We start from the raw sequence: 24,779 nt of genomic DNA, 5'->3' as shown, positions 1-24,779 counted from the left end.
CTTAAAGTTTAATCGTGATTTAATGCGACGGCAATTTTAATTAAAGATGTAAAAGCGTCTTTTTGAATTTCTTGCATATTGTTAATTTGAATATGCCTCATCGACTTTCCTGTACCATGTAAAAAATGACCCCACTCTTTATTTTTCAGTTCATTTCCTCGATGAAAACCGAGATTTACATGGTTTTTGGCAGGTTGTAAATAACAAACAAGCCCATTATAAGAGTAATTTGGCATCGACCATTTAAATTCTTCTTTTAAATGTGGTGATGAATCCAAAATAATTTTACGTAATTCTACAGTGATTTGCTGTATTTCTTCTGGTAATTTGTCAATGTACTGATCAACGATTTCAATAGTTCTTAATTTATTTGTCATGACCATGCTCCTTTAGAGTCATTCTACTATATGAAAAAAACGATTACTAACTTTGTAATCGCAAGTTTAACTTGTTACATCATGGTAAGTGCAATTTAATGTAACGATCCCAATCATCTTATTCAAAGAAGTCTACACATGAAACTTTCCTCTATATACTATTATACGAAAAACATTTACAATTTCACAATACTATGTTTTTCGTTTATTTTAGAGAATAATCATGCATTAAAGTAGAAAATTACTCCGTTCCAGAAAATATTTATGTAATAAAGGAGGAAACTCGTTATTTTGAGCTTCCTCCTTGAATTATCGTATGTACTTTTGTAAAAAAATAATTTTCAGGCAGATAGGAAAGTAACCTTTCCCATCTACTGTTTACTGAAGTTCAATTTGTCCTGTAATATCAACACCTTTTAATGCTTGTGTAGCAAGACGGTCTGCTTCTTCGTTTTGTTTTCGAGGGACTAACTCAAATTCTGGTGTGATGCCAAGAGAATTTAATTTTTCATCAATGCGATCTGCCCAGCTTGCTAAGTCTTTTTCATAAGCAGGCCATTCCCCACTCATTTGATTTATAACGACTTGAGAATCGCCAATAAATTTTACCGTTTGATGGTGAACATCTAAAAGATCTAATTCAACAATACTTAAATGCAATGCTGCATATTCTGCTTCGTTGTTTGAAACAAGACCTTGTGCAGGAGCATTGCGGCGTAATCGGTAAGACTTGCCATTTTGTTCATAATAAATAACAACGCCAAGACCAGAAAAACTCGTTTGAATATCAAAGCCACCATCAAAGTAAACACGTACATTATGTGGCTCTGTTTCCACTTCTTTAATATATTTCTTCAATTCTTTAGCCATCCACGTACTATCATGTTCGTCAATAAACGTCAGATTTTTTACGCGACCGGTTTTTTCAAGATCTTCGGCAATAGCTAATGCATGGGCTGGTGGCATTTCACTTGAGCGAAAAACAGTTTCAATGCCATTTTTCGTTTTATATGTCCATTCAATTGTAATGTTCACGAATAGGTCCTCCTTTTGGTACCATGGTCATACAAATAAGTATAACCTTCCAATTATCGAGATAGTACGTATTTTTTAATCGTCTTCTAATATTTTCGCAATGAGCCAATCGCTTGCTTGACTCGAAATAAATCGTTCAAATGGACATTTATTATAAAGGTAAATATCTTTTAAAAGCTGATGAACATCCTTCCAAGTTATAATACTAATACCGCCCAACCGAGAAATTTCCGTTGTCCGATGTGGAAGGTCTTGTAAAATTGCCTTTTCAGATTGACGGTATTGATTGATTAAGATTTGTCCATAAGGCGTATGAAAAGGATCTAAAAACAATAGGGAAAAATAAAAATCTCGCTGTTTCGTATATTCTAACCCCACATCAACGTTTCGAATAATTTGATTGTTTTGTTGTGTATTAACACGAACATCACTTTTATATTTCGCGAGCAAAAACCAAACAAATTGTTTTGTTTCGATCACAATATCAAGTTCATAATAGCTTTGGGGTTGTGAAATATCTCGTGGAGGGGGTACACGTTTCCATAAGTAGATCTCGATGTCATCTAGTGAGTAAGGAAAGTCTTTTTGAAATCCCTTTGCAAATAATTGTTTTACCCATAATTCCGGATGAATTTGTCTCAAACTTCGAAAAACATTCCAAATAAGGGCATCTTCAATACTTTCGCTATAGTCTTGTTGAAATTTTCTCGTCCCCCACTGGACAATTTGCGGATCATATTTATCAATAATAAGCGTGTTTCGGAATTGATGGATGGCATTCGTATTTGCTTTCAAATGTTTCAATTCCCCCCTCCCTCCATATAAATATACGCACTTCTAAGGGTGAAATACTAAATTTAGGAATTTTATTGTATGAAAAATTGAAACTTTCAAAACCTAAATTTCGTAAATAATGTAATTACATAATAAGGGAGAACTCTACTTGGAAACTAAAGAACAACTATCAGCTTATTTACAAGAAATTGAAGCATGGGAAGACGACCAAAAAGGATTGTTTTTTTGGGAGAAGCTTGGCCGACTACCCTTCAAGTTATTAGATAAAGTCACACCAAAATTTATTCAAGAAAAGATTGGCGTATTAGTGAATGAACTTGGGAGCTATATTCAAACGGGCGGAAAATATTTAATAAGCGAACAAGCTATACTTAAAAGAATTCAAAAGTCCACATCCATTCCCATTGAAACAATTGAAGATGTTGGAAATTTGCCCATTGAAAACATGATTTTCTTAAGCACATCCTTACAAAGTGAACGGGCGAAATTTGCAACTGTTCAAGGGGCTTCTACAGGCTTTGGCGGTTTATTTACATTAGCGATTGATATCCCTGTCATTCTTGGCACTGCCTTAAAAACGTTACAAGAAATCGCGATGATCCATGGGTATGACCCGAATAACAAAGAAGAACGTGTGTTTATCGTTAAATGTTTGCAATTCGCTTCAGCAGATATCGTTGGTAAAGAAGCCATTTTAAAGGAATTGTCTTCGATGAACGAGACGAAAGATAAATCACAAGATATGATCAGCCAATTAAAAGGTTGGCAAGAAGTGTTCTTTACTTATCGTGACAATTTTGGATGGAAAAAACTATTTCAAATGATTCCAATAGCAGGGATGATTTTCGGTGCCATCGCCAATAAAGGAATGATAGAAGATGTGTCAGAAGCTGGAATGATGCTTTACCGAAAACGTCGGATATATGATAAATTAAATCAATTAGATGAATCTTTATCGCCACAAGAAGAATAAAAGGATAGGGGTAGTCTAAATGACCGCCCCTTACATTTTTCTTTTATTTCGTTCAGATACGATAAACATGGCAAGGAAAATAAGAGCAAACAAATACGCAAAGACATCTCCAAAACGTGTATAGAACGTTTGCTTATCTAACGTAAACGTATCCCCTACGATATATTGACGTTGATTCACACCACTCATCGCGGTCATTTCCCCATATGGCGTTATCACTTGTGCAACTCCTGAAGTGGAACCTGAACCAATTGCAAGATGATTTTCGACAGCTCGGAATACGGCATCACTTGCTGCATAGTAAGGAAATCTCTTATCTCCATAAAAATCATCATCAGCCGGAATCGTCGCTAACTGTGCGCCGTTTTTCGCATAGTTTCTTAAGATGGATTGGTCATGGCGATCCCAACATATAGCAAGCGCCACTTTCCCGTGTGCTGTTTCATACACGTCATAATCTCTTGGTCCAGGAGAAAATCCGTAACTCTCCTCCCCCCAAAGCGTAAAAATCTTTGGTGTTCTACCGATTTCTTCCCCCGTCCCATCCACCATATAAGCGGTATCATACATCGTGTCTTCTGTTTCCCAAACTGTATCAGCAATAATCGTAGTATGTAACGATTTTGCAAGAGAACGGAAATCATTTGTCAATTGTGTATCGTTTAAGTTCATGAATTCATTTTCGCCCCATACGATAAAATCAGCACGTTTTTCGTTCATGATTTGTTTGGATAGCTCTTCATTAATCTCAAATATTTTTTCTTTCATTTCGTATGTATCTGCTAAATATCCATCGCCTGCTGTTTGCCCGCTCCCTAGTGAAAGCACTTCCTCATCTTGGTTCACAAGGTCCACTGTAGCACCAATTGTAATCGGCTGTTCTTTCAGTTGTTTATCATTTTCATTCATAATTACTGTGCCAAAAATGAAATTAGCTACTGGCAATACGAACAATGAATACGTAAAGATTTTCATGTTTTTAGATGAAAATTGATTTTTAATAATTTCTGCGATGACAACGTTTGATAGTAAAATTAAGAATGATAATCCAATAAAACCTGTTAACGATAAAATTTGTAAAGTTTCGGGTATCATCCATTGCGATTTGGAGATGATTTCAATCCACCAAGTTTTTGTAAAAGGAAGGATGGTTTTGAGCCATTCGAATACACTAAAAGTTATTGGTATTGCAAAAATCGCGTACCAACGATTGATTCGAACCTGCATATCATAGCCCATCTTTATAAATGCACCGTAAAAACAGCCAGCACCAATCATAATGAGATAGCCCCATCCCGAGAAGATTGCCGGGTACCAAATATGCGTTCCGAAAGACCAAATGATACATGTGACATTAATTAATATATATTGTTGAAGGGAGGATTTATCTTTGAGTGCAAGCAATAAAGGTACTAATCCAAACCATGCAAAAATTCCAAAATTATAACTGGGCATACTTAAAAACATGAGTATTCCAGAACATGCAGCGAATAAATAGGAGATTAATAATCTGTTCATTATCCATTCCTTTCAGTGATAATTTATTTATGTTAATTTTTACATAATTCACCCTATTTTTCTAGTTAAAAAAGCGAACCTCGATTTTTACACGAAGTTCGCTTTTTCTTAATGGAATACAATTGTTTTATTACCTTCTACAATAACACGATTTTCTAAGTGCCACTTTACTGCTCGAGCTAGTACGCGACGTTCGATTCGACTACCAATTTTCTTTAATGTTGCCACATCGTCACGGTGATCCACACGCTCTACGTCTTGTTCAATAATAGGCCCTTCATCTAGATCATTTGTTACATAGTGGGAAGTTGCACCGATTAATTTTACTCCACGTTTATGGGCACGGTCATAAGGTCTTGCACCAATAAATGCAGGTAAAAATGAATGGTGGATGTTAATAATACGATTTTCAAAATGCCCTACAAATTCAGGTGTTAAAATTTGCATATATCTTGCTAAAATTAATAAATCAACATTATAGTCTTCCATTAATTGAATTTGTTGTGCCTCTACCTCTTTGCGAATGTCTTTATTGGCTGGGATATAGTGGAATGGAATCCCGTAAGACTCTACAATTGATCGAGCATCTTCATGGTTACTAATGACTACTACAATATCCGTATCTAAATCGCCATTTTGCCATTCCCATAATAACTCCAATAAACAATGCAGCTCTTTTGACACATACACCGCTGTACGCTGACGTTCATTTCGATAATAGAAGTCATACGTCATATTATAATCTTTTGCTATATGCACAAACTCTTCTTCCATATCTGCTGATTTCGCTTGAAGATTTTCGCAATGGAATTCAAGACGAATGAAAAAGTTTCCATTTTCTGGGTCACTAGAATATTGGCTTGATTCGATGATGTTGGCATTATGTTTATATAAAAATGTTGATAATACAGAAACAATTCCTGGTTTATCTGGACATTTTACTAACAAAATTGCACGGTTATCTAATTGGGAATTTTTTTTAATCACGCTGTTTTCTTGCTCAAGTTGCATTACAAACTACACTCCTAATCTATTTCTAATAGTTTTAATTATCTATTATTTTCTGACAATGAGCAACATTTTTCGTGCTGATTTATTATTTACATAAACAGCAAGGAAAATTCTCATATTAAAATCATCGAAAGGAGATGATATCATGAACGAACAAAAAGATTTTGACGAATACTCAAACTACGATGATCGACAACTTCATAATAGTAAAGCTGCACCAAAAATGGGCCATTCAACAAAAGAAGAATTTGGTCGTGAACACATTACCAATGAAACTTTAGCTAAAAAGAAACATACGGAGAATCGAAATCGACGTCTATAAAATAAAGGAAGTCAACTTGATAACGAATTCAAATTGACTTCCCTTTTTTATTGTTGTTAATATGCTTTTTTGAATAAACCTTTAATTCTTCAATCAATTTTACTTTTACATGTTGTTCTTTTAAATCCAACTTAATTCCATAGCTGGTAATGTTCCCAATCATCTTTTTCCAAACGATAATCCCATCAAGATTAAAAGATGTGTCATTGATAGTAAATGCAATTGTTAAAGTAATTGTCTTAGATGTAATATCTGGAATATTCAACTCCGAACTAATTCTTAACCCCTCAGGACTCACATCTAATATTTTCGCTTTTCCAGGAGAAGACGTCACGGGTTTGTCATCTAATTTAATAATATGAAATAAAGCATCCACTGGCTCACCAAAAGCAAATCGAAACGCTTCTTCTCTACGATACTTCATATAATAGCCCTCGCTCACTATTTTTTACTATTGTCATACTTTTAACCTATTTTAATGGTTAGTAATATGAAATTCAATCAATATTCAAAGGCAAAAAAATGAACACTATATAATCATAGTTTCAAAACGTAAGAGTATGTATAAATTTAACAAAACTATAGTTCATATGGTTTGTTTTTTGTAATTGTGTCATTTAATTGAATAAAATGTGAACATTTTAAGAACTTTATGTTACAATATTGTTAATTAGATAACAAACTCAAGGAGGTTTTCAACATGTATAAATTTTTTATTACCTTATGTGCATCGATTCTAACAATTGGACTAGCTCTATTCGGATTAAGCTTTTTCACAGAAATCTCTCATTGGATCGGAATTGAAATGGTAAAAGGCAGTGTATTCCTCTTTATTATTGGTTTGTTTATCGTGATGATGGAAAACGATTTTACAAAAGAAAATGGACGAGCATAACGTTTAACGAAGTAGATTCCTTAACAATGGGGTCTACTTTTTTATGATGTAAAATAAAAAGCACCATTTCAAAGTGCCTTCAAGTAAGCTAAATCGAATTAATTGGGTGAAAAACGCTTATGACAAATTGAACTTGACTTTCCGCTAATGCCAACGCCCTAACAAGATTCGCATGTTGAGCAGTTAACGCAAGTTCTGAATTGGCAGGAACAACTTCTTCTGCAATGACATCATGTTCGTCCTCAATACTTACTAACACATCATTTTCTGATAAGTTTCGGGCAATAATTGTCATTAATATTGGGGAACGCATTGGGGTTGCTGGTGCTGCATAAATAAGTGTATAATCTTGGCGAATTGTAGTATCAGCAATTTCAATTTCAATTTCCACCTCATGCTCAGATACTGTGGACTCTTCTTCGTCATCCACTTCTTCCATTACAATCTCTTCAATAACTAATTTTTGTTCAGCTCCAACAATGGCATTGACAGTAAAAGTTTGGCTAATAATAAGGGAATTGCGGTCGAGTATAACCTCACTTTCAATTTGATTTTGTTTATTGTCATTGTTTATATTTTTATTTGAAAATTGCTGTTCACCCATTTCTTCGCCTCCCTTTCCATATTAAATGAAAGTATGAAAGGAGTTGTGAGGGCTTTTGAAAACAAAAGGAAAGTGGGCATTTCTTTTCTAAAGCTGGACAAAATATAGTACGGAGGTGAACAAAAATGAAAAAACATGGCAGAAACTCTGTGCGAAAAATGAAAAAGCCGGTAAAGAAGAATAGTCGAGAAGAAATTTCTCAAGAATTGAATTTTGAACGAGCACTTAAAAAAATCGAGTATCAAGATAATAAAATTAATGATTAGTTTAAAGTAAATTAGCAATTACAAAACGCCCACGAAAATACGTGGGCGCAAACACTATTTAATGAATTAAGCCAAGGTGATTTAATGGCCATACTCTCACATCAACTGTTCCTAACACTCGCTCTTGTGAGATAAATCCAAGATTCGGATCACGGCTATCTCGGCTATAACGTCGATTATCCCCTAAGACGAAAAAATGTCCTTCAGGTACAACAGATTCATTTAGAATTTCCTCTAGAGCAAAATCTTGTGTTAACGTTCCGCTATCGATTAATTCATTTTTAAAATCTTCTAAATATGGTTCATCGAATTTTTCACCGTTAATGTAAAGTACATCATCTTTATAAGCAATTTTGTCTCCCGGAAGTCCAATAATACGTTTAATATAATTATCTGTTTCCGTTGCTTTAAAAACAATGACATCAAATCGGTTATACTCTGTTAACTTTGGTCCAATTTTATTTACAACAACTTTGTCTCCATCTTCAAAGGTTGGCATCATCGAAGCGCCTTGTACTTGTGTCGGCATAAATAAGAAAAATGGAACTGCCCATGCGATAATTACTCCAATGATAATCGCCTTTACCCATTCTATTAATTCATTTTTTTCTGTTTTTTGTTCCAATCTAGACACCTCGATTCATATTATCATAGTTACTTACGTCTAGGATACATAAAAAGTTCCAATTTTTCTATAGTTTCAGAGGCATGAGATAAAGGTTTTCTGTTCTCATTTTAAAAAAGAACTTGATATTTCATTTGGAGTTACAACCAACAATCCTATATGATTCTCTGTCTCAATAATTGAATACCCATCCACTTGGTCATAACTTAATTGTTCTACCCAACGAATTTTTTTATTTGGAATGTCTTTCGGTTCTTCTTGATGAATTTTATAAAAAGAATCACAATAACGGAAGATAGATGGGTTTTGTTTTAGCAACTGGTCGATGGAAGAAAAGATTTCCACAACAATCCCCATATTATTGAAACTCAAGTTTTTTTGAGGACTTGACGTAATTTGTTTTATTTTTAATTGTTGGTTTTTAGGGAATGTAAAGGTTGAGTTAACTGAAAAACCATAGTGAACATCCCCAGATAAAATGATACAAGGATTTGGGTTCCATTTTGTTAATCTAGTTAACAAATTGGTGAGGCCTTTTCCATTGTACCTCCACGCTTCCACATCAAATACAGTTTCCACGTTGACACCGAACATCTCTAATGGAATAACAAATTGTGCAACTAAATTTTCTATCATGTCAAATCCGATGACAGGAGTTGGCGAAACAATGATTAAAGGGCTCCCATACACCCATCCACTATTCTGTAACTGATGACTAATCACCTCATACTCTGTTTCGTTGACAAGCTGTGGTGGAAATGTAGAATCATCTTTTGGCTGTGTCACTGGCTTATCTTCATATTCCCGTAACGTACGCGTATCAAGAAAGACTGTTTTTGGACTTGTAGGTGCAACAAAATGCCATGGTTGATGTTTCGATAACAGTTCAATCCAAGTTTGATGATGCTCCATCATGTTCCCATTCTGTATAGATTGAAAATAATTTTTCATACAAGTTGTAAATTCTTCAGAAAAGTTTTCTGGATTATTCCCCCACCCTTGGAATGCCCAATAGGCGGATAATCCATTTGAAATCACATGTTTTCCGAGTGGCGATTCATTAACTTCTTCTTTCCACTCTTTATTAATATTCCAATCATCCGTAATGTCATGATCATCAAAAATCATATAGGTTGGGATATTTGCGAATAACCTTCTAATTTTATAACTATCCCCACGGCACTTTTGAATGATTTTTTCTTGTTCTTCATAACGCTTTTGAATTCGCCCTTTTTCTATTTTCCTCAACTTTTCACTTTTAGAAAATAAATGGAGATGGTCATTTTCTAACCCATCAAAGGATATGAATAACTTTTCGTTATCTGCAATTTCCCATAAAACAGGACTCCAGGACATTAAATACATCGCCGCATATTCACCAAATTCAATTAGATGATTCGCTGCATTTCTAGAAGTGAATTTTGCAAGTTGCTTCATAATTTTCTTTCTACCATTAATTTTATGCAAAGACGAATTATCGAGCCTTTGATCTATCATCGTTAAATCTTCATTAACGCCCATTAATTCCTTACAAAAATAATGGATTGAGCGGGATATTGGATGTGCTACATCATCTGCATAGATTTGATCGCCCATTAAGAATAAAGCTTGCGGCCGATGAGATAAATTCGTCGTATTTTCGCTTAAAAAATCGTCGCCTTTTATTAATGTATCTTCTCCATCACCATGAAGTTTATGACAAGAACCAAATAAAAATGATGCTCGTTCTTTATGTGGGATATAAAAGCTAGGATACTTTAAGGAATCGTAGACAATACTATTTTCATTTCCGTGGGAGAGAAGACCTAAATCAGATAAATTGAAGGATTCTGTACCGTTTGAGAAGGTAATGTTATAGCCGATTAGTTGTTCTGTAGGAAAAAGGTTTTTTCGTGGGGTTATTTTAAGCAAATGAAATATTAGATTTTCGCCAAAGGGTATCGTTTGTTTCGCTGACTCGGTCTTAATCTTCGTATAATGCGTTGTTCGATTATTGGGTACGATTTTAAAGAGGTCCCCCTTTATATCAAAATCATTACTTGTCGCCAACCAAATAACAATTTGTGAAGGTTCAACCTTTCGAACAATTGGACCAGCTAATAGAGCAGGAAATAAAGTTGCCATCTTTTCCTCCACCCCATCATGTAAACTTTTCTTACCATATGCGAAAAGCCTAATGTGTGTGAAAGAGGAGAATGCAAATAAAAAGGAAACCCAATTAACCGGGTTTCCCATTTGATTTCACTTAATATTTATTTGTAAATCTTACACTATTGTTGTGTACCACGTAATTGACTTTCCGCCATTTGTACAAGGCGTTTTGTGATTTCTCCACCTACTGAACCATTTGCACGAGCTGATGCATCTGGCCCAAGATGTACTCCAAATTCTGATGCAATTTCATACTTCATTTGATCTAATGCGTTTTGTGCACCAGATACTAATAACTTATTATTGTTATTACTGTTTGCCATATTGATTGCCTCCTTTAGAGTAATTCACTGATTGATTTATCAGTGTTTTTATAGTTTAGTTTAAAATTGATTTCTTAAACGAAGAAATTTTTGGCAAAAAAAAAGCACCCTCACCATTTAGTAAGAGTACATTATTATGTATAGGTGTAAGCCGCTTTGCCGTAAGTTGATAGAAAGTTTTAAACCACCACTCCTCAAAGTGGGTGTTCGCAAAAGATTTCCTGTATATCGTCATGCACAAATTGTGTGACGCTCGCCATTTCATCTTCAATCTAAAACTCCCTTTTACAGCTTAAAGGTTAAAACTTAATATTCTACGTACAACGCAGCTTTAATGTTATATTACTGAAATTTATTATATTGTGCAAGTAAGTGTGTTATATGAAAATAGTCAACCATTTGTTTTTGGAAAAAAGTCCAGCCATTTAATGAAATATTTGAAGATGTTAGGCTTTTATCTGTTATACATCAGATTGAAACAACATATATTTGTTATATAATAATTAGGAGGGTGTATAAATTACATGATTACTGAAAAAGAGCGACAAAACATGGTGCATTTTTTAGTAACTTACTTTGGCGTAAATCCGAGTGAACTAATGAATATTAGTGACCGAGTGTTAGAGGCAACTTACGAATTTGCTTACCAAAGATTAGAAATGGAAAGTGACTTTTAATACTTATTCCTCTTCATATAATAAGACTACCCAATTTCGGGTAGTCTTTTAATGTATTATTTAATATTTGGTAATGGCTGAGAATTGTACACTTTTGAATTTTCAGGAACAGATTGAGTTAACCAAATGTTCCCACCAATCACTGAATTTTGACCAATTGTTGTATCTCCACCAAGGATTGTTGCACCTGCATATATTACAACATTATCTTCAATGTTTGGATGGCGTTTAATCCCTTTAATCGGATTGCCATTTTCATCTAATGGGAAGCTTTTTGCACCTAACGTTACACCTTGATAAATTTTCACATTTTTACCAATTGTACATGTTTCACCAATGACTACACCAGTACCATGGTCAATAAAGAAGTATTCTCCAATGGAAGCACCAGGGTGAATGTCGATACCCGTTAAACCATGGGCGTATTCAGACATAATTCTCGGTATGATTGGTACATTTAATTTATATAATTCGTGAGCAATTCTATGTATGCTTATTGCTTGAATTGACGGATAACTAAAAAGGATTTCTTCCGTTGATGTTGTTGCAGGGTCTCCATCATAAGCTGCTTGAATATCCGTTTGTAAAGTTTTGCGGATCTCAGGAAACTTATTGATCAGATTCATCACAATTTCTTCTGCTTTTCTTTTTGCATCTGTTTCATTCAAAGCATTTTCATTTACAAGAACTTTTCCAATTAACTCACTTAAATCTAATGCAGATTTTCTTAAGTTATTGCCAATACTAACATTAATTCGGGTATTATCGCTTGAATATTTATCACATAAACATGGGAAAAGAGCAGAACGGAAATTTTGAAGAATTTTATAAATTGTTTCTTGCCCTTCAAACCCAATCGATTTCTCAATTGAAAAATAATCTTTATGAACATCTACAAGCGTTTTTGCAATATTAGGAATTTCATTGTTTAACCATTCGTTTAACTTCACTATAGCTTCCCCCTTATAAATTATTATTTTACCAAATAACTTATCCTTTTCAATTAATTTAGAATACAGTTTATAAGATTTCGAAGATTTTCGCTAATTTTCTGATTTCAAATTAAAAAAAGTACTAGAGTTCTTCAAAAATCAGTTTACTACACGCTAGAATATGTAAGTGATTGTTATACAAGTACAGTTTTACAAATAAAAACGCAACCTTAGAGTTTCCCTCATAAGATTGCGAATTACTAATTAATTATCGTTTTTTCCCTCTTGCTCTGTCTGCTCGTTTAAAATCCTTTTGGTATAAAACTTCTTGTGTTTTCGTTAACTGGTTATCTTGCACCGTTAACTGTTGATGTGGCTGTTTGTTCTTCAACTTCAACACTCCCCTTTAAAATGTAATCCCCATTAGTTTTGCCATTCAACGAGCTGCTATTCTAATTTGAATATTGAAAGTAAAGGAAATAAAAAAGTTTTCACCATAATTTTACATTTCCCATCAAATTCCGCTAAAACCTTTTCTTTTTAGCTAAACATTTTTACCGCAAATTTCCAACTTTTCTCTAAAAATACGATTATTACTACATTTTAAATAAATTTAATCTTTTTGTAACATTTGAAATAAAACGACAACATTTTTAATTTTGATGTTTTATAATACAAACAGAACTACTAATTGATGTCATACAATAATGAGAAGAGAAGGAGTATATATGATCAATTTCATAATTAAAAAAACACTTATACTACAAATCGAACTCAAAAGAAAAAGCATGTATAAAAAGGCAAACTTATTAGGTTTTACACACCCAGATGTGGTAAATTTTAGTCAAGAATTAGATCTGTTATTAAATAAATATAGTAAAATTGTTTAAGGAAAAAAGCATCTCGCGAACATTAGGAAGCCACTGAAAAACTAAATACCGATAAAAATTTATAGTAATTATTTGCTTCTAAATAGAAGGTGGGATTCACTTCGCTTTCCACGGGCTTGGCTTCAGCCTCCTCGTCGCAAGCTCCTGCGGGGTCTTCAGCTCAAGCTGTTCCCGTAGGAGTCTTCGTGAATCCCACTTCCTAAAAGATCTGAGCGTATTTTTATTATAAAAATTTATTAAAATCGACTTTTTCAGTGCCCTCAACATTAGCGGGATGTTTTTTATTTAATCCTTCTATGTAAGTGGCAGAAAACCAATAATACTGCTACAATCATAAGTTGAAGTACTGTGTAGATAAAAAGGAGAACTACTACTTAATGAATATTGTCTTAACAACGCTTAATGCGAAATATATCCATACAAACCTTGCCCTTCGTTGTTTAAAAGCTGCTGCTCAACCTGAGTTTAACCCAACAATTGTTGAATATACCATTAAAGATCCTTCTTTCAATATTGTTTCAGATTTATACCAATACAAACCAGATGTTATCGGCTTTAGCTGTTACATTTGGAACATTGAAGAAACCATACGTGTTATTCGAATGCTACGTGCGGTTGCGCCTGACATTAAAATTGTGCTTGGAGGTCCAGAAGTTTCTTATGATGTTCACGAATGGTTGCGCCGTGTTGAAGAAATCGACTACATCGTGATGGGTGAGGGTGAATTATCTTTTAAAAAGTTACTTCAACATTTTCACGGAGAAATTCCCCTTGAAGAAGTACCAGGGATTTGTTATTTACAAGATGGCCATGTAAAAATTCATGCTCAACCAGCTAAAATCGATTTACGCGAATTGCCAAGTCCATTCCGCTTTGAAGAAGACCGCCCTCACTTAGGGAAACGTATTCAATATATCGAAACTAGTCGCGGTTGCCCATTTAGTTGTCAATTTTGCCTTTCTTCCATTGAAGTAGGTGTTCGTTACTTTAATCGGGAAAAAATTAAAGACGATATCCGCTATTTGATGGCAAATGGCGCAAAAACAATCAAATTCGTCGACCGTACCTTTAACATTAGCCGCAGTTACGCAATGGAGATGTTCCAATTTTTAATTGATGAACATGTGACAGGTGTTGTATTCCAATTTGAAATTACAGCTGATATTATGCGTCCGGAAGTGATTCAATTTTTAAATGACAACGCACCAAAAGGACTATTCCGCTTTGAAATTGGTGTACAATCTACAAATGACTTAACAAATGAACTGGTAAAACGTCGCCAAAACTTTGAAAAATTAAAACGTACCGTGACGATGGTAAAAGAAGGCGGCAAGATCGACCAACATTTAGATTTAATTGCAGGTTTACCAGAAGAAGATTACAACAGCTTCCGTCAAACATTTAATGATGTGTTTGCAATGCGACCAGAAGAATTACAACTTGGTTTCCTAAAATTATTGCGCGGAACTGGACTTCGTATTGAAGCAAAAAAATACGGCTATACGTATGTGGATGTTGCACCCTACGAAATTTTCGCAAACAATGTCCTAACCTTTGATGAAATCATTCGTATTAAACATGCAGAAGACGTTCTCGAAAAGTATTGGAACGACCACCGAATGGACAACACAATTGAATATTTAGTTACGCAAGGGTTTGAAACACCATTTGATTTCTTCCAAAACTTCGGCACGTATTGGGAAGAAAAAGGTTGGTCTCGAATCGGACATCAACTTGAAGATTTATTTAAAAGACTTGAAGAATTTTTAGCAACGCAAAAACACATCAATCTACCGGTTGTACGAAGCTTAATGCAACTAGATTATTTATCAAAACAACAATTCCAACCACGAAAACTATGGTGGCATGAACGTGTTTCTCAAAGCGATCAGAAAGCGATTTTCACGATGTTAAAAGACAACCCATCGTTAGCAGGTGATGAGTTTGCACAAATGAATGTAACAGAAAAAGAATTTTATAAACATTCTCTTCTCGTTCCATTTGCTATTGATTATCATGAATTTACAAACGGTGAAATTGTAGCAAAAGATGGCGTTTTATTAACGTATTTCCGTAACGGCAGCACGCCAATTTTCGCGACATTACAGTTAGAATCTGTTTAATATGAAAGGCTTGATTCAAATTTATGAATCAAGCCTTTTATGATTATGAGCGCGGCATTAACATCACAGCAACCCCAACTAAACAGATTGCCGCCCCAACCCAATCGTATAAATCCGGAGTTTTTTTATCGACGCCCCAACCCCATAACACCGATAACACGATAAATACACCGCCATATGCTGCATACACCCTACCAAATGACGGGAAAGTTTGGAAAGTAGCAATTACGCCATAAATTGCTAATGCTAGTCCTCCAAATACGCCCCAATAAAAAGGCTTCCCTTCCCGTAGCCATAACCAAATTAAATAGCCGCCACCAATCTCAGCGATGCCTGCTAGAATAAATAATAGAGCTGCATAAACCAAATAAAACACTTCCTTTAAATCCATTTCATTTAGCTTACTTGAATTTAATTAAGAGGAAAAGTGTTCATTCATTTTCACTGGAACTAGCGGCCAGATGTTCACTTCTGCCCTTTTGGAAAAATGCAACACCGGTTTGTCCCAAAGTGGTTCAATTTTATATTTTGAAAGGAATGTATTATGGTGAAATTCAACATTTGCCTCATATAAAACCCATGATGGATGGACAATATTACATTGAAAAACAACACCTTTACTCACTGTATAAAGACAATATCTTTCAAGCAACCATTCATCTAATGACCCCTTCTTAGGAGAAAATGGGTTGTTCACTTGCTCGTATTGACATTTCAAATAATTTGATTCAAAATGAACTCCTTCATTTCCCTTCGACATTTTCATCTTTTCAAACTTATAAGGTAACCGAAAAAAAGTTTTTGCTAGTCTTGCCGCAACAATATTTGCTGCTGCTAGGTAAAAGAAATAAACACCTGGTTTTCCATTTCCTTTTACATAGGTTCGTAAATTATACCCTGGAAATTCACTTATACCCGGAACTGGGGGCATACCCTTCCCACGTTGATCACGGATATAGTAAGGTACAATGGTCACCCACCCTACCCCATTAAATGTATCCACGGAAAGTTCCAAAGGGATTAACTGTTCAAGGAGTTCCTTTTTCACAGGGTAATGAATAAATAATGAATTTTCCCAAGTTTGTTTCAACATCCAAGGTATTTTCGGCAACTCAAATTTACGACTTTCGTAAGTGGTACGATTTATCACCATATTGTCCCTCACTTTAGCTTTTGTACTACTCATCTTTGCCAGAACACAATTGAAGTTACACATTTGATGTATAATTGAAATAGATTTCGACTAGAAACGAGGATATTTTTGTGAAAGAAAGTTATTACGATAAAATATTAAATATCAATACACGCGAAACTATTGCGGAAGTGAATAATTCCGTCTATTACCACCCATACGAACCCACACCATACAGTGCATTAGAAGAATTATTTAAACACTATACAATCAATTGCAGTGACACAATCGTGGATTTTGGATGTGGGAAAGGACGTTTGAATTTTTTTACAAATTATTTATTTCATACATCTTGTGTTGGAATTGAGATGAATCAACAATTTTTAAACGAAGCTTCACACAACTTAAAAAGCTATCAATTTAATTCGGGTCAAATCCATTTTGTTAATTGTTATGCTGAAAAATATAAAATCGAAGCACAACAGAACAAATTTTATTTCTTCAATCCATTTTCAGTTCAAGTATTTATGAAAGTAGTAAATAATATTTTGCGCTCTGTAGAAGAAAATCCCCGTGAAGTGGACATCATTTTATATTACGCTTCAAATGATTATCGATATTTTTTAGAGAACAGCACTACCTTTGAATTAGTAAAAGAAGTCAATTTACCGAATTTATACGAAAAAAACCCTTACGAACAATTTTTAATTTATCGTTTGAACCTATTTTAGACAAAAGAAAAACCGTTTCCTCATGTTAAGTGGTACCAGCACCTAACGGAAACGGTTGTTCATTCGAATCGCTTGTATTCTGTTTATTATTATAGAATAATATATTCTAATGCGCAAGTTCTTTTTTAAAAAAACCATTCATGTGCTATAATCAATAATTAGGCAGCCTTCTTGGTCTGTCTATTTTTTATTGTATAAAAGGATATACTAACTTAAAGGAGGCTGTAAAAATGGAACTAATTGATGTGTATATTGAACTTTGTGATAAAGAGACAGAAGAAACATTGTCAGAACAAAATGCGGAATTTTTAAATAAACCGATTTCTTATTTAAAGCAACACCAAAATGAATTTCTCTATATCGAATCTCCAACTTTCGAGACAATCAAAGCAGAATCACTTTCATTGGAATTAGATGATGTTTTTAAAACGTACATGGTGTTATTCGGATTAAAAGTTCAAAAGAAACATGCATCTACAATTAAAACATACTTAAATGAAAACTTACATGGATCAGAAATTAAAAATTTCAGTGCTATGTTTTCCGGAGAAGACGGACTATGGGATTTAAATATTCCAATTGATTTGATGGAAGGTTTCCAAGAAAATATGATGATTGAAGAAGTGCTATCTATCACAATTAATTTTGTAAGTAATTTACTAAATGCCATCGAGCAAAACAACGAGAATTGAGGCGAGAAGACCTGAGTAACGAACAAAAGCACTGTACATATATTTATACGTATGTACACCACGAAGATGAACATGATCTTTGTAGAATGGAGATGCGTTCATTTTTTGGTTTCGATTCCCAATCGAACTATTTAATAAGCGATGTTAAAGTGGACCCAAGTCGTAGCCCTTTTATTGAGGGACGACTTGAAGTTTTATTTGACAGTAACAATCTTCAAGAGATTTCGAATTACGCCAAAAATGTACAAGTAAGTTCCACTTTTAAAGTAATCAACTTAAATCAGTTTGAAATTGGTAATACGAAAAAGATTCCTCACCCAGAACGTCGAAAAATTGAACGTGAAGTGGGATTAAATATTATCGGTGAACCAGAATTGGATCATCCCAATCAGATTTTTGGGATCCTTTTATTAGGTGAACGTTGGTATTTTGGACTTTATGAAAAAAGTGAATCCGTATGGCGACAACATGTACATAAGCCTAAAAGTTATTCCACAGCACTAAGTACTCGAGTTGCTCGAGCTGTTGCAAATATTGCAGCCCCAAAACCAGAAAACCTACGCGTAATCGACCCTTGTTGTGGCATTGGAACAGTAGTAGTTGAAGCACTGTCGATGGGGATTAATATTGTAGGACGAGATATTAGCCCCCTTGTTTGTGTAGGAGCAAGAGAAAATATCGCTTACTTCGGTATTCATGGTGACATAACTAAGGGTCCAATTTCAGAAGTAACAGAACATTATGATGTTGCAATTGTTGACTTACCATACAACATCTATTCACATATTACCGATGATGAACAATTAGATCTTATTAAAAACGCTCGCAGAATTGCGGATAGGGTCGTTTTTGTTACAGTAGAACCGATTGATGAATTTGTACATGCGGCAGGTTTTATTATCAAAGATCGATGTATTGCTAGAAAAGCGCAATTTGAAAGACAAATTCTGTTATGCGAATAATCAAAGCTCCCATATTTGGAGGGCACTGAAAAAGTCGATTTTAATAAATTTTTATAATAAAAATACGCTCAGATCTTTTAGGAAGTGGGATTCACGAAGACTCCTACGGGAACAGCTTGAGCTGAAGACCCCGCAGGAGCTTGCGACGAGGAGGCTGAAGCCAAGCCCGTGGAAAGCGAAGTGAATCCCACCTTCTATTTAGAAGCAAATAATTACTATAAATTTTTATCGGTATTTAGTTTTTCAGTGGCTCCCATATTTGGGGGCTATTTTTAATTAAAAACAAACAAAAAACCGAAAACAATGTTCATTTGCTTTCGGTTAAACTTTTTAATTTTCAGTTTGCTTTTCTTTTTCTGCAGTGTTTAAACACCAAACAAAATTGTCCCAAGCTGAGAACCAACCAACGAAAACTTCAGAAGAATCGTCCCAACGTACATCGAATTTCTTCTGACCATCTACGTCAATTAAATACAATTCTAACGTTGGATCTGCTTTACTTACAGCTAGTCTCATTCCATTTTGAAGTTCTTCTTCTGTAAAAGCCACATCCGCTACAGAACGTACTTGAGCTTGTTCAAATACTGCTTTGTTTGTAATTCTGTAATTCATATTAAACCTCCAATAAAACTGTCTTGTAATGGGTTAAAAACTTACCCTTTTTGTACCATCATAGATATATTAAAAGTATACCCTATAATTACTGAGCAATGAAAACAACCGTTAAAATATGTTGTTACGATGACCCAATGAATTAAATACTGACTTTTTAACTATACCTATTAATCTACAATTTTTCTACACTGTATGATAAATATTTTTCGATTTGTTAATTATATCAAAATAAGATTTCAATACAATTATTTTTAGCAAATTAAGTGAATTAATTTTGCAATTTGTTTATTAAATTTTGCGTGTATTAATTAAAAGATTTCTTTATTTTGGTGCGTTGGAGAAAAATTATTCTATGTATATAAGAGTCGGATAATCTTTTGAACATTATTAAAAAAAGCGATGCTGTCTAATGGAAGTGTATATTAGATTAATGTGCGACCTTGTATCTTCAATTTCACAAATCCCGAACTCTTAGCCTGTGTTCGCTCCTCATTCCCATCTTTATTCTTTTTGTATTTCATGAAATTTCTACTTTCATAGTAAATTTTTTTGTAAAAATTTAATAAACAAAGATTAATTTCAGATTAATTTCAGTTTCCACGTAAACGTTAAAAATAAAAAAGGAGATAGATGATCTTATGCTATTACATCCATTAGTTGTTCATTTTCCAATTGCTTTACTTTTTGTTGCAGCCATTATTGAAGTAGTAAATGTTTTTGCCAAGAGAGAGACGCTGAATAAATTCGGCACGTTTTTAATGATTATCGGTATCGTTACAGGAGTTGGAAGTTATTTAAGTGGGGAAAATGCAGAACATTTTGCAGAAAATACTTGGGGTAAATCTGTTCATGATACGATTGAATTACATGAATTTTATGCGGGATTATCGCTGTTGTTATTTTCAATCCTTTTAGTATTAAAATTAATTTTTAAGCACGCTATTTTTAAAAGAATCCATTGGTCAAAAGGGTCTATTATGAAAGGAGTTTCTTCTATATTAATTGTGTTATTATGTATTTTTGGAATTACAGCATTAGTAATTACAGGTCATCTAGGAGGACAAGTTGTTTATAACCAACCTTCACCATTAATTGAAGTGGATTTCCAAGACTAAACTTGCATATGCTCGGCTTATTTTACTTCAAGCCGAGTATTTTTATCTTAATAAACCTTCGAATATTCACTCTTTTTCTATAAATACACTTATTTTTCTAACTTAAATATGTTATTCTAGTATATAGAAACAGTAATCTCATTTATTATTGTATAAATAATCATTTCATAAACCACTTTTGTATATTTCCCCCTTATATCTATAAAACCCACTTCTAAAATAGAGTAAACAGGATCAAAATTCGTTATTTTTATATATCATTTTCCCAAAAAATCAACTATTAGCACCTTCCAAAATTTCAACTAATGAATAATTTGTGAAACCGCTTTTATTTTCGACAACTTTATATAATTTTAGTGAACAAATTGTGAATTAAACACTATATACATAGTGGAAATGTATCTATCTTTCTTGATCTTATATAAAATAAGTTTGCATAAAGTTTTCGAGAACGGTCTTACATGACGAATTTGCTCGAGACAAGAAAGGAGCATCTTTATGAAAAGAAAGTGGTCACTATTAGCTTCATTAACAGCCCTTGTAGTTTTTCTAACAGGATGTGAACCATTATTAGTTTTAGATCCTAAAGGTCCACAAGCAGCACGACAAGCTAGTGACATTATGCTGTCAATTGGTGTTATGGCAGTGATTGTAATCGTTGTTATGGTAATTTTGGCTTATGTTTTATGGAAATATCGCGCATCAAAACTACCTGAAGATTATGAACCTCCACATATCGAGGGGAACATTTGGGTAGAAGCAATTTGTGTTGGTATTCCAGTGTTAATTGTTGCCTTTCTTTCATTTGTATCTGTAAAAAGTAACTATATTGTAGAAGCAACTCCTGAAGCTTATGAAGATCAAGAACCTTTAGTTATTTATGCTTCATCATCTGATTGGAAATGGCATTTTAGCTATCCTGAACAAGGAATTGAAACAGTGAACTATTTATATATCCCATCAGATAGACCATTAGAATTCAAACTTTATTCTTTTGGGTCCATTACAAGTTTCTGGATTCCACAACTTGGTGGTCAAAAATATGCCATGGCTGACATGGTTACGACACTTCATTTAGCAGCTGACGCACCGGGTGAATTTATAGGACGTAATGCGAACTTTAGTGGTAAAGGATTTGCTGAAAATACATTCAACGTTACTGCAATGACTCAAGAAGATTTCGATGAGTGGGTTGAAGAAGTACATGAAACAGCAGAACCTCTTACTGAAGATGAATTTGAAGAATTACTTGACCCTGGTCACCTTGGTCAAATGACATTTACTGGAACACACTTGGAATTTAGCCCTGCTCCTGAACATAACCATAGTTCACAAAATGAAACAAAAGAAGATTTATCTGGACATGAACAACATGAAACACACGAAGAAACAAATCACAATAATCACTAATTGTTTCTTATTACACTTGAGATTAATAGATTAGTAATTTCTCTTGAAAGGAGATATATGGAATGGAATTCTTTCAACGATTCGCCATCCCTCATCCAAGTCCAGCAATTTACGCTTCAATGGTTGCGATTGCACTAGTATCCATCGCAATTGTTGTTGGTTTAACATATTTTAAAAAATGGGGTTATTTATGGCGTGAATGGTTAACGACGGTTGATCATAAAAAAATCGGGATAATGTATTTACTCTCTGCCATCCTCATGCTTTTCCGTGGTGGCGCAGATGCCATTATGATGCGTGCACAACTTGCGACACCGGAAGCAAAACTTCTAGATGCACAACATTATAATGAAATTTTTACAACTCACGGGGTTGTAATGATTATCTTCATGGCAATGCCGTTTATCTTTGCCTTTATGAACTTACTTGTACCTTTACAGATTGGGGCTCGCGACGTAGCATTCCCTCGATTAAATGCACTTAGCTTCTGGCTATTCTTCTTTGGTGCAATGTTATTTAATATTTCATTCGTCGTTGGTGGTTCTCCTGACGCTGGTTGGACTTCTTACTTCCCTCTTGCAGGAAATGATTTTAGTACATCAGTTGGTACGAACTACTACATGATTGCCATCCAAATTTCTGGTATCGGTTCATTAATGACTGGTATTAACATGATTACGACAATCTTAAAAATGCGTGCTCCTGGCATGACTTTAATGAAAATGCCAATGTTTACATGGTCTGCGTTTATCGCAAACGTCATTATCGTATTCGCATTCCCAGTATTAACTGTTGCGTTATTAATGGGAACAACTGACCGCTTATTTGGTACAAATTTCTTTACTACTGGTAATGGTGGTATGGACATGCTTTGGGCAAACTTCTTCTGGGTTTGGGGACATCCGGAAGTGTATATTTTAATCTTGCCTGCATTTGGTTTATATAGTGAGATTATTTCAACGTTCTCAGGCCGTAACCTTTATGGGTATAAATCCATGGTTGCATCGATGGTTCTCATTTCCCTATTATCGTTCTTAGTATGGACGCACCATTTCTTCACAATGGGTCAAGGTGCTTTAACAAACAGTATTTTCTCCGTTACAACAATGGCGATTGCTGTTCCAACCGGGGTTAAGATTTTCAACTGGCTATTTACTATGTGGAAAGGGAAAATACGCTTTACCGTTCCGATGCTGTACTCAATCGGATTCATCCCGCTCTTTACAATTGGTGGGGTAACAGGGGTTATGCTTGCGATGAGTGCCGCGGACTATCAATACCATAATACAATGTTCTTGGTAGCTCACTTCCACAACGCGATTATTCCTGGTGTAGTATTCGCGATGTTAGCTGGTTTAACGTATTACTGGCCTAAATTCTTTGGTTTTATGTTAAATGAGAAAATTGGTAAATCCACTTTCTGGTTATTATCAATCGGTTTCGTACTGGCCTTCTTCCCTATGTATATTACTGGTTTAGACGGGCAAGCACGTCGTATTTACACATATTCTGAATCTACAGGCTTTGGTCCATTAAATATGGTATCCTTTGTCGGTGCTGCATTAATGGCAATTGGTTTCATCACAATTGTTTGGAACATCTATTATAGTTTCAAAAACTCACCACGTAATATTGGTAGTGACCCTTGGGATGCTCGCTCTTTAGAATGGGCAACACATACACCAGTTCCTGTTTATAACTTTGCTAGAATGCCACAAATCAGTTCAAGTGAAACATTCTGGGATTCTAAGAAAAAAGGACATCAATTATTCAAAGGTGAATATGAAGAAATTCATATGCCAAATAACAGCGGTGTACCGTTTGTTATGAGTGCTATCTTCTTTGTTGCAGGATTCTCATTTGTCTTTGCTTTATGGGTACCAGCAGTCATTGCGCTAATCGGCATTTTCATCTGTATGGGTCTACGTTCATTCGAACAAGATCACGGTTACCATATCCATGTGAAAGAAATTGAAGAAACTGAAGAATTCTTGGGAGGTGCTAAATAATGAAGATCGATCACACACAACCTTTAGAATATAGCACTGATCAAAATCAATTAAATATATTAGGTTTCTGGGTATTCCTTGGTGCTGAAATTATGCTGTTTGCCACACTTTTCACAGCCTATTTCACATTAGCAGGTCGTACAGGAACTGGGCCAACTCCTGCAGAAATTTTTGAAATTACTCCTGTGTTAATTGAAACATTCGTGCTTTTAACAAGTAGTTTTACGATTGGTCTTGGTATACATGCCATGAGACTAGGCCGTAAAAACGCCATGCTTACGTTTTTTGGCATTACCCTTCTGCTAGGTTTAGGATTCCTTGGAGTAGAAATTTATGAATTTATGCATTACTACCATGTTGGCGCAACATATCAAACAAGTGCTTTCACAGCTGCTTTGATGACAACATTAGGAACGCATGGTGCCCACGTTACATTAGGGTTATTCTGGGGAACATTTATAATCATTCAAGTAATTAAACGTGGACTTACACCACAAAATGCGAATAAAGCATTTATTTTCTCACTGTACTGGCATTTCTTAGATGTTGTTTGGATCTTTATTTTCAGCTTCATCTATCTGAAAGGAATGATGTAA

General features: G+C 34.5%; 29 protein-coding genes and 1 other RNA gene. 14 read left to right on the top strand and 16 right to left on the bottom strand.

The genetic code is table 11. The features are described from left to right. Positions 1–8: 8 nt before the first annotated feature. From CRO00_RS07770 to CRO00_RS07760, 3 genes are all read right to left on the bottom strand, one after another. Positions 9–377 (bottom strand): DUF1801 domain-containing protein, encoded by a 369-nt coding sequence (locus CRO00_RS07770; RefSeq protein WP_097073113.1) that lies wholly within the window; start codon positions 375–377, stop codon positions 9–11. Between the two features lie 378 nt (positions 378–755). Beyond that, complete coding sequence (locus CRO00_RS07765) at positions 756–1,412, bottom strand: ribonuclease H family protein (RefSeq protein WP_097073112.1); 657 nt, start codon at positions 1,410–1,412, stop codon at positions 756–758. Positions 1,413–1,487: 75 nt separating this feature from the next. Continuing rightward, positions 1,488–2,216 carry a hypothetical protein gene (locus CRO00_RS07760; RefSeq protein ID WP_097073111.1) on the bottom strand — a complete coding sequence of 243 codons (729 nt, stop codon included), beginning with the start codon at positions 2,214–2,216 and terminating at the stop codon, positions 1,488–1,490. A 139-nt stretch (positions 2,217–2,355) separates the two neighbouring features. Between CRO00_RS07760 and CRO00_RS07755 the strand changes: the two genes are divergently transcribed. Beyond that, entirely contained in the window at positions 2,356–3,180 is an 825-nt protein-coding gene (locus CRO00_RS07755; protein WP_097073110.1) for an EcsC family protein, read from the top strand. A 30-nt stretch (positions 3,181–3,210) separates the two neighbouring features. Here CRO00_RS07755 and CRO00_RS07750 read toward each other — a convergent pair whose 3' ends face one another. Both CRO00_RS07750 and purU read right to left on the bottom strand, forming a co-directional pair. Beyond that, a complete protein-coding gene (locus CRO00_RS07750; protein ID WP_097073109.1) occupies positions 3,211–4,698 on the bottom strand; it encodes a nitrilase-related carbon-nitrogen hydrolase in 1,488 nt (495 codons plus the stop codon). 108 nt (positions 4,699–4,806) lie between these two features. Further along, a complete protein-coding gene (purU, locus tag CRO00_RS07745; protein ID WP_097073108.1) occupies positions 4,807–5,709 on the bottom strand; it encodes a formyltetrahydrofolate deformylase in 903 nt (300 codons plus the stop codon). A gap of 145 nt (positions 5,710–5,854) precedes the next feature. Here purU and CRO00_RS20105 point away from each other — a divergent pair, with 145 nt between their 5' ends. Then, entirely contained in the window at positions 5,855–6,031 is a 177-nt protein-coding gene (locus tag CRO00_RS20105; protein WP_161946632.1) for a hypothetical protein, read from the top strand. A 28-nt stretch (positions 6,032–6,059) separates the two neighbouring features. Here CRO00_RS20105 and CRO00_RS07740 read toward each other — a convergent pair whose 3' ends face one another. Continuing rightward, the gene (locus tag CRO00_RS07740; protein WP_097073107.1) at positions 6,060–6,455 is read right to left on the bottom strand and encodes a PilZ domain-containing protein; all 396 of its coding nucleotides are present in this window, start codon (positions 6,453–6,455) and stop codon (positions 6,060–6,062) included. 276 nt (positions 6,456–6,731) lie between these two features. Between CRO00_RS07740 and CRO00_RS07735 the strand changes: the two genes are divergently transcribed. Next, a complete protein-coding gene (locus tag CRO00_RS07735) occupies positions 6,732–6,926 on the top strand; it encodes a hypothetical protein (RefSeq protein WP_097073106.1) in 195 nt (64 codons plus the stop codon). An 88-nt stretch (positions 6,927–7,014) separates the two neighbouring features. Here CRO00_RS07735 and CRO00_RS07730 read toward each other — a convergent pair whose 3' ends face one another. Continuing rightward, the gene (locus CRO00_RS07730; RefSeq protein WP_097073105.1) at positions 7,015–7,530 is read right to left on the bottom strand and encodes a hypothetical protein; all 516 of its coding nucleotides are present in this window, start codon (positions 7,528–7,530) and stop codon (positions 7,015–7,017) included. 125 nt (positions 7,531–7,655) lie between these two features. Between CRO00_RS07730 and CRO00_RS20100 the strand changes: the two genes are divergently transcribed. After that, positions 7,656–7,796, top strand: coding sequence for a hypothetical protein (locus CRO00_RS20100; protein ID WP_161946631.1), 141 nt, complete (start codon positions 7,656–7,658; stop codon positions 7,794–7,796). A gap of 58 nt (positions 7,797–7,854) precedes the next feature. On the opposite strand, the gene lepB is transcribed toward CRO00_RS20100, so the two are convergent. The 4 genes from lepB to ssrS form a co-directional block, all read right to left on the bottom strand. Next, on the bottom strand, positions 7,855–8,430 hold the full coding sequence (lepB, locus tag CRO00_RS07725; protein WP_337189409.1) for a signal peptidase I: 576 nt from the start codon (positions 8,428–8,430) through the stop codon (positions 7,855–7,857). A 96-nt stretch (positions 8,431–8,526) separates the two neighbouring features. After that, positions 8,527–10,545 (bottom strand): metallophosphoesterase family protein, encoded by a 2,019-nt coding sequence (locus tag CRO00_RS07720; RefSeq protein ID WP_097073103.1) that lies wholly within the window; start codon positions 10,543–10,545, stop codon positions 8,527–8,529. A gap of 146 nt (positions 10,546–10,691) precedes the next feature. Next, positions 10,692–10,895 (bottom strand): alpha/beta-type small acid-soluble spore protein, encoded by a 204-nt coding sequence (locus tag CRO00_RS07715; RefSeq protein WP_097073102.1) that lies wholly within the window; start codon positions 10,893–10,895, stop codon positions 10,692–10,694. A 144-nt stretch (positions 10,896–11,039) separates the two neighbouring features. Then, positions 11,040–11,230, bottom strand: a non-coding RNA gene (ssrS, locus tag CRO00_RS07710) — 6S RNA. Between the two features lie 189 nt (positions 11,231–11,419). Here ssrS and CRO00_RS19990 point away from each other — a divergent pair. Further along, a complete protein-coding gene (locus CRO00_RS19990; protein WP_141396947.1) occupies positions 11,420–11,572 on the top strand; it encodes a BH0509 family protein in 153 nt (50 codons plus the stop codon). Between the two features lie 56 nt (positions 11,573–11,628). Here the strand turns inward: CRO00_RS19990 and epsC are convergent, their stop codons facing one another. Next, positions 11,629–12,522 carry a serine O-acetyltransferase EpsC gene (epsC, locus tag CRO00_RS07705; protein ID WP_097073101.1) on the bottom strand — a complete coding sequence of 298 codons (894 nt, stop codon included), beginning with the start codon at positions 12,520–12,522 and terminating at the stop codon, positions 11,629–11,631. Between the two features lie 250 nt (positions 12,523–12,772). Continuing rightward, complete coding sequence (locus tag CRO00_RS07700; RefSeq protein ID WP_101918860.1) at positions 12,773–12,862, bottom strand: YfhE family protein; 90 nt, start codon at positions 12,860–12,862, stop codon at positions 12,773–12,775. 370 nt (positions 12,863–13,232) lie between these two features. Here CRO00_RS07700 and CRO00_RS07695 point away from each other — a divergent pair, with 370 nt between their 5' ends. Together CRO00_RS07695 and CRO00_RS07690 are read left to right on the top strand one after the other, a co-directional pair. Then, complete coding sequence (locus tag CRO00_RS07695; protein ID WP_097073099.1) at positions 13,233–13,394, top strand: aspartyl-phosphate phosphatase Spo0E family protein; 162 nt, start codon at positions 13,233–13,235, stop codon at positions 13,392–13,394. 377 nt (positions 13,395–13,771) lie between these two features. Next, entirely contained in the window at positions 13,772–15,517 is a 1,746-nt protein-coding gene (locus tag CRO00_RS07690) for a B12-binding domain-containing radical SAM protein (RefSeq protein ID WP_097073098.1), read from the top strand. Positions 15,518–15,560: 43 nt separating this feature from the next. Here the strand turns inward: CRO00_RS07690 and CRO00_RS07685 are convergent, their stop codons facing one another. Both CRO00_RS07685 and CRO00_RS07680 read right to left on the bottom strand, forming a co-directional pair. Next, a complete protein-coding gene (locus tag CRO00_RS07685) occupies positions 15,561–15,908 on the bottom strand; it encodes a YnfA family protein (protein ID WP_202615641.1) in 348 nt (115 codons plus the stop codon). A gap of 24 nt (positions 15,909–15,932) precedes the next feature. Continuing rightward, positions 15,933–16,703, bottom strand: coding sequence for a YqjF family protein (locus tag CRO00_RS07680; protein ID WP_161946630.1), 771 nt, complete (start codon positions 16,701–16,703; stop codon positions 15,933–15,935). A 77-nt stretch (positions 16,704–16,780) separates the two neighbouring features. On the opposite strand from CRO00_RS07680, the gene CRO00_RS07675 reads away from it, so the two are divergent. From CRO00_RS07675 to CRO00_RS07665, 3 genes are all read left to right on the top strand, one after another. Next, entirely contained in the window at positions 16,781–17,380 is a 600-nt protein-coding gene (locus tag CRO00_RS07675) for a methyltransferase (RefSeq protein WP_097073095.1), read from the top strand. Between the two features lie 230 nt (positions 17,381–17,610). Beyond that, the gene (locus CRO00_RS07670) at positions 17,611–18,072 is read left to right on the top strand and encodes a hypothetical protein (protein ID WP_097073094.1); all 462 of its coding nucleotides are present in this window, start codon (positions 17,611–17,613) and stop codon (positions 18,070–18,072) included. A gap of 11 nt (positions 18,073–18,083) precedes the next feature. After that, entirely contained in the window at positions 18,084–19,034 is a 951-nt protein-coding gene (locus CRO00_RS07665) for a TRM11 family SAM-dependent methyltransferase (RefSeq protein ID WP_141396950.1), read from the top strand. 330 nt (positions 19,035–19,364) lie between these two features. On the opposite strand, the gene CRO00_RS07660 is transcribed toward CRO00_RS07665, so the two are convergent. Continuing rightward, positions 19,365–19,646 carry a hypothetical protein gene (locus CRO00_RS07660; RefSeq protein ID WP_097073093.1) on the bottom strand — a complete coding sequence of 94 codons (282 nt, stop codon included), beginning with the start codon at positions 19,644–19,646 and terminating at the stop codon, positions 19,365–19,367. Positions 19,647–20,287: 641 nt separating this feature from the next. Between CRO00_RS07660 and CRO00_RS07655 the strand changes: the two genes are divergently transcribed. The 4 genes from CRO00_RS07655 to qoxC all read left to right on the top strand — a co-directional run bounded on the left by CRO00_RS07655 (position 20,288) and on the right by qoxC (position 24,779). Beyond that, positions 20,288–20,764, top strand: coding sequence for a DUF2231 domain-containing protein (locus CRO00_RS07655; RefSeq protein WP_097073092.1), 477 nt, complete (start codon positions 20,288–20,290; stop codon positions 20,762–20,764). A gap of 498 nt (positions 20,765–21,262) precedes the next feature. Next, positions 21,263–22,174, top strand: a complete 912-nt coding sequence (qoxA, locus tag CRO00_RS07650; protein ID WP_097073091.1) for a cytochrome aa3 quinol oxidase subunit II — start codon at positions 21,263–21,265, stop codon at positions 22,172–22,174. A 62-nt stretch (positions 22,175–22,236) separates the two neighbouring features. Then, entirely contained in the window at positions 22,237–24,183 is a 1,947-nt protein-coding gene (gene qoxB, locus CRO00_RS07645) for a cytochrome aa3 quinol oxidase subunit I (RefSeq protein WP_097073090.1), read from the top strand. Continuing rightward, positions 24,183–24,779: a cytochrome aa3 quinol oxidase subunit III gene (gene qoxC / locus CRO00_RS07640; RefSeq protein WP_097073089.1), complete on the top strand. Its 597-nt coding sequence runs from the start codon at positions 24,183–24,185 to the stop codon at positions 24,777–24,779. The genes qoxB and qoxC overlap by 1 nt, the downstream gene beginning before the upstream one ends.

Origin of the sequence: Ureibacillus xyleni (genome assembly GCF_900217795.1) — a bacterium.
Classification (GTDB): domain Bacteria; phylum Bacillota; class Bacilli; order Bacillales_A; family Planococcaceae; genus Ureibacillus; species Ureibacillus xyleni.
This window is presented reverse-complemented; position numbering and strand designations above follow the sequence as displayed.

Coding starts and splice junctions, on each gene's coding strand:
- CRO00_RS07680 (WP_161946630.1), bottom strand. CDS start 16,703: ATGAGTAGTACAAAAGCTAAAGTGAGGGACAATATGGTGATAAATCGT.
- CRO00_RS07655 (WP_097073092.1), top strand. CDS start 20,288: ATGCTATTACATCCATTAGTTGTTCATTTTCCAATTGCTTTACTTTTT.
- CRO00_RS20105 (WP_161946632.1), top strand. CDS start 5,855: ATGAACGAACAAAAAGATTTTGACGAATACTCAAACTACGATGATCGA.
- qoxB (WP_097073090.1), top strand. CDS start 22,237: ATGGAATTCTTTCAACGATTCGCCATCCCTCATCCAAGTCCAGCAATT.
- purU (WP_097073108.1), bottom strand. CDS start 5,709: ATGCAACTTGAGCAAGAAAACAGCGTGATTAAAAAAAATTCCCAATTA.
- CRO00_RS07695 (WP_097073099.1), top strand. CDS start 13,233: ATGATCAATTTCATAATTAAAAAAACACTTATACTACAAATCGAACTC.
- CRO00_RS07740 (WP_097073107.1), bottom strand. CDS start 6,455: ATGAAGTATCGTAGAGAAGAAGCGTTTCGATTTGCTTTTGGTGAGCCA.
- CRO00_RS07685 (WP_202615641.1), bottom strand. CDS start 15,908: ATGGATTTAAAGGAAGTGTTTTATTTGGTTTATGCAGCTCTATTATTT.
- CRO00_RS07735 (WP_097073106.1), top strand. CDS start 6,732: ATGTATAAATTTTTTATTACCTTATGTGCATCGATTCTAACAATTGGA.
- CRO00_RS07720 (WP_097073103.1), bottom strand. CDS start 10,545: ATGGCAACTTTATTTCCTGCTCTATTAGCTGGTCCAATTGTTCGAAAG.
- CRO00_RS07730 (WP_097073105.1), bottom strand. CDS start 7,530: ATGGGTGAACAGCAATTTTCAAATAAAAATATAAACAATGACAATAAA.
- CRO00_RS07770 (WP_097073113.1), bottom strand. CDS start 377: ATGACAAATAAATTAAGAACTATTGAAATCGTTGATCAGTACATTGAC.
- CRO00_RS07670 (WP_097073094.1), top strand. CDS start 17,611: ATGGAACTAATTGATGTGTATATTGAACTTTGTGATAAAGAGACAGAA.
- CRO00_RS07750 (WP_097073109.1), bottom strand. CDS start 4,698: ATGAACAGATTATTAATCTCCTATTTATTCGCTGCATGTTCTGGAATA.
- CRO00_RS20100 (WP_161946631.1), top strand. CDS start 7,656: ATGAAAAAACATGGCAGAAACTCTGTGCGAAAAATGAAAAAGCCGGTA.
- CRO00_RS19990 (WP_141396947.1), top strand. CDS start 11,420: ATGATTACTGAAAAAGAGCGACAAAACATGGTGCATTTTTTAGTAACT.
- CRO00_RS07660 (WP_097073093.1), bottom strand. CDS start 19,646: ATGAATTACAGAATTACAAACAAAGCAGTATTTGAACAAGCTCAAGTA.
- qoxA (WP_097073091.1), top strand. CDS start 21,263: ATGAAAAGAAAGTGGTCACTATTAGCTTCATTAACAGCCCTTGTAGTT.
- CRO00_RS07690 (WP_097073098.1), top strand. CDS start 13,772: ATGAATATTGTCTTAACAACGCTTAATGCGAAATATATCCATACAAAC.
- CRO00_RS07715 (WP_097073102.1), bottom strand. CDS start 10,895: ATGGCAAACAGTAATAACAATAATAAGTTATTAGTATCTGGTGCACAA.
- qoxC (WP_097073089.1), top strand. CDS start 24,183: ATGAAGATCGATCACACACAACCTTTAGAATATAGCACTGATCAAAAT.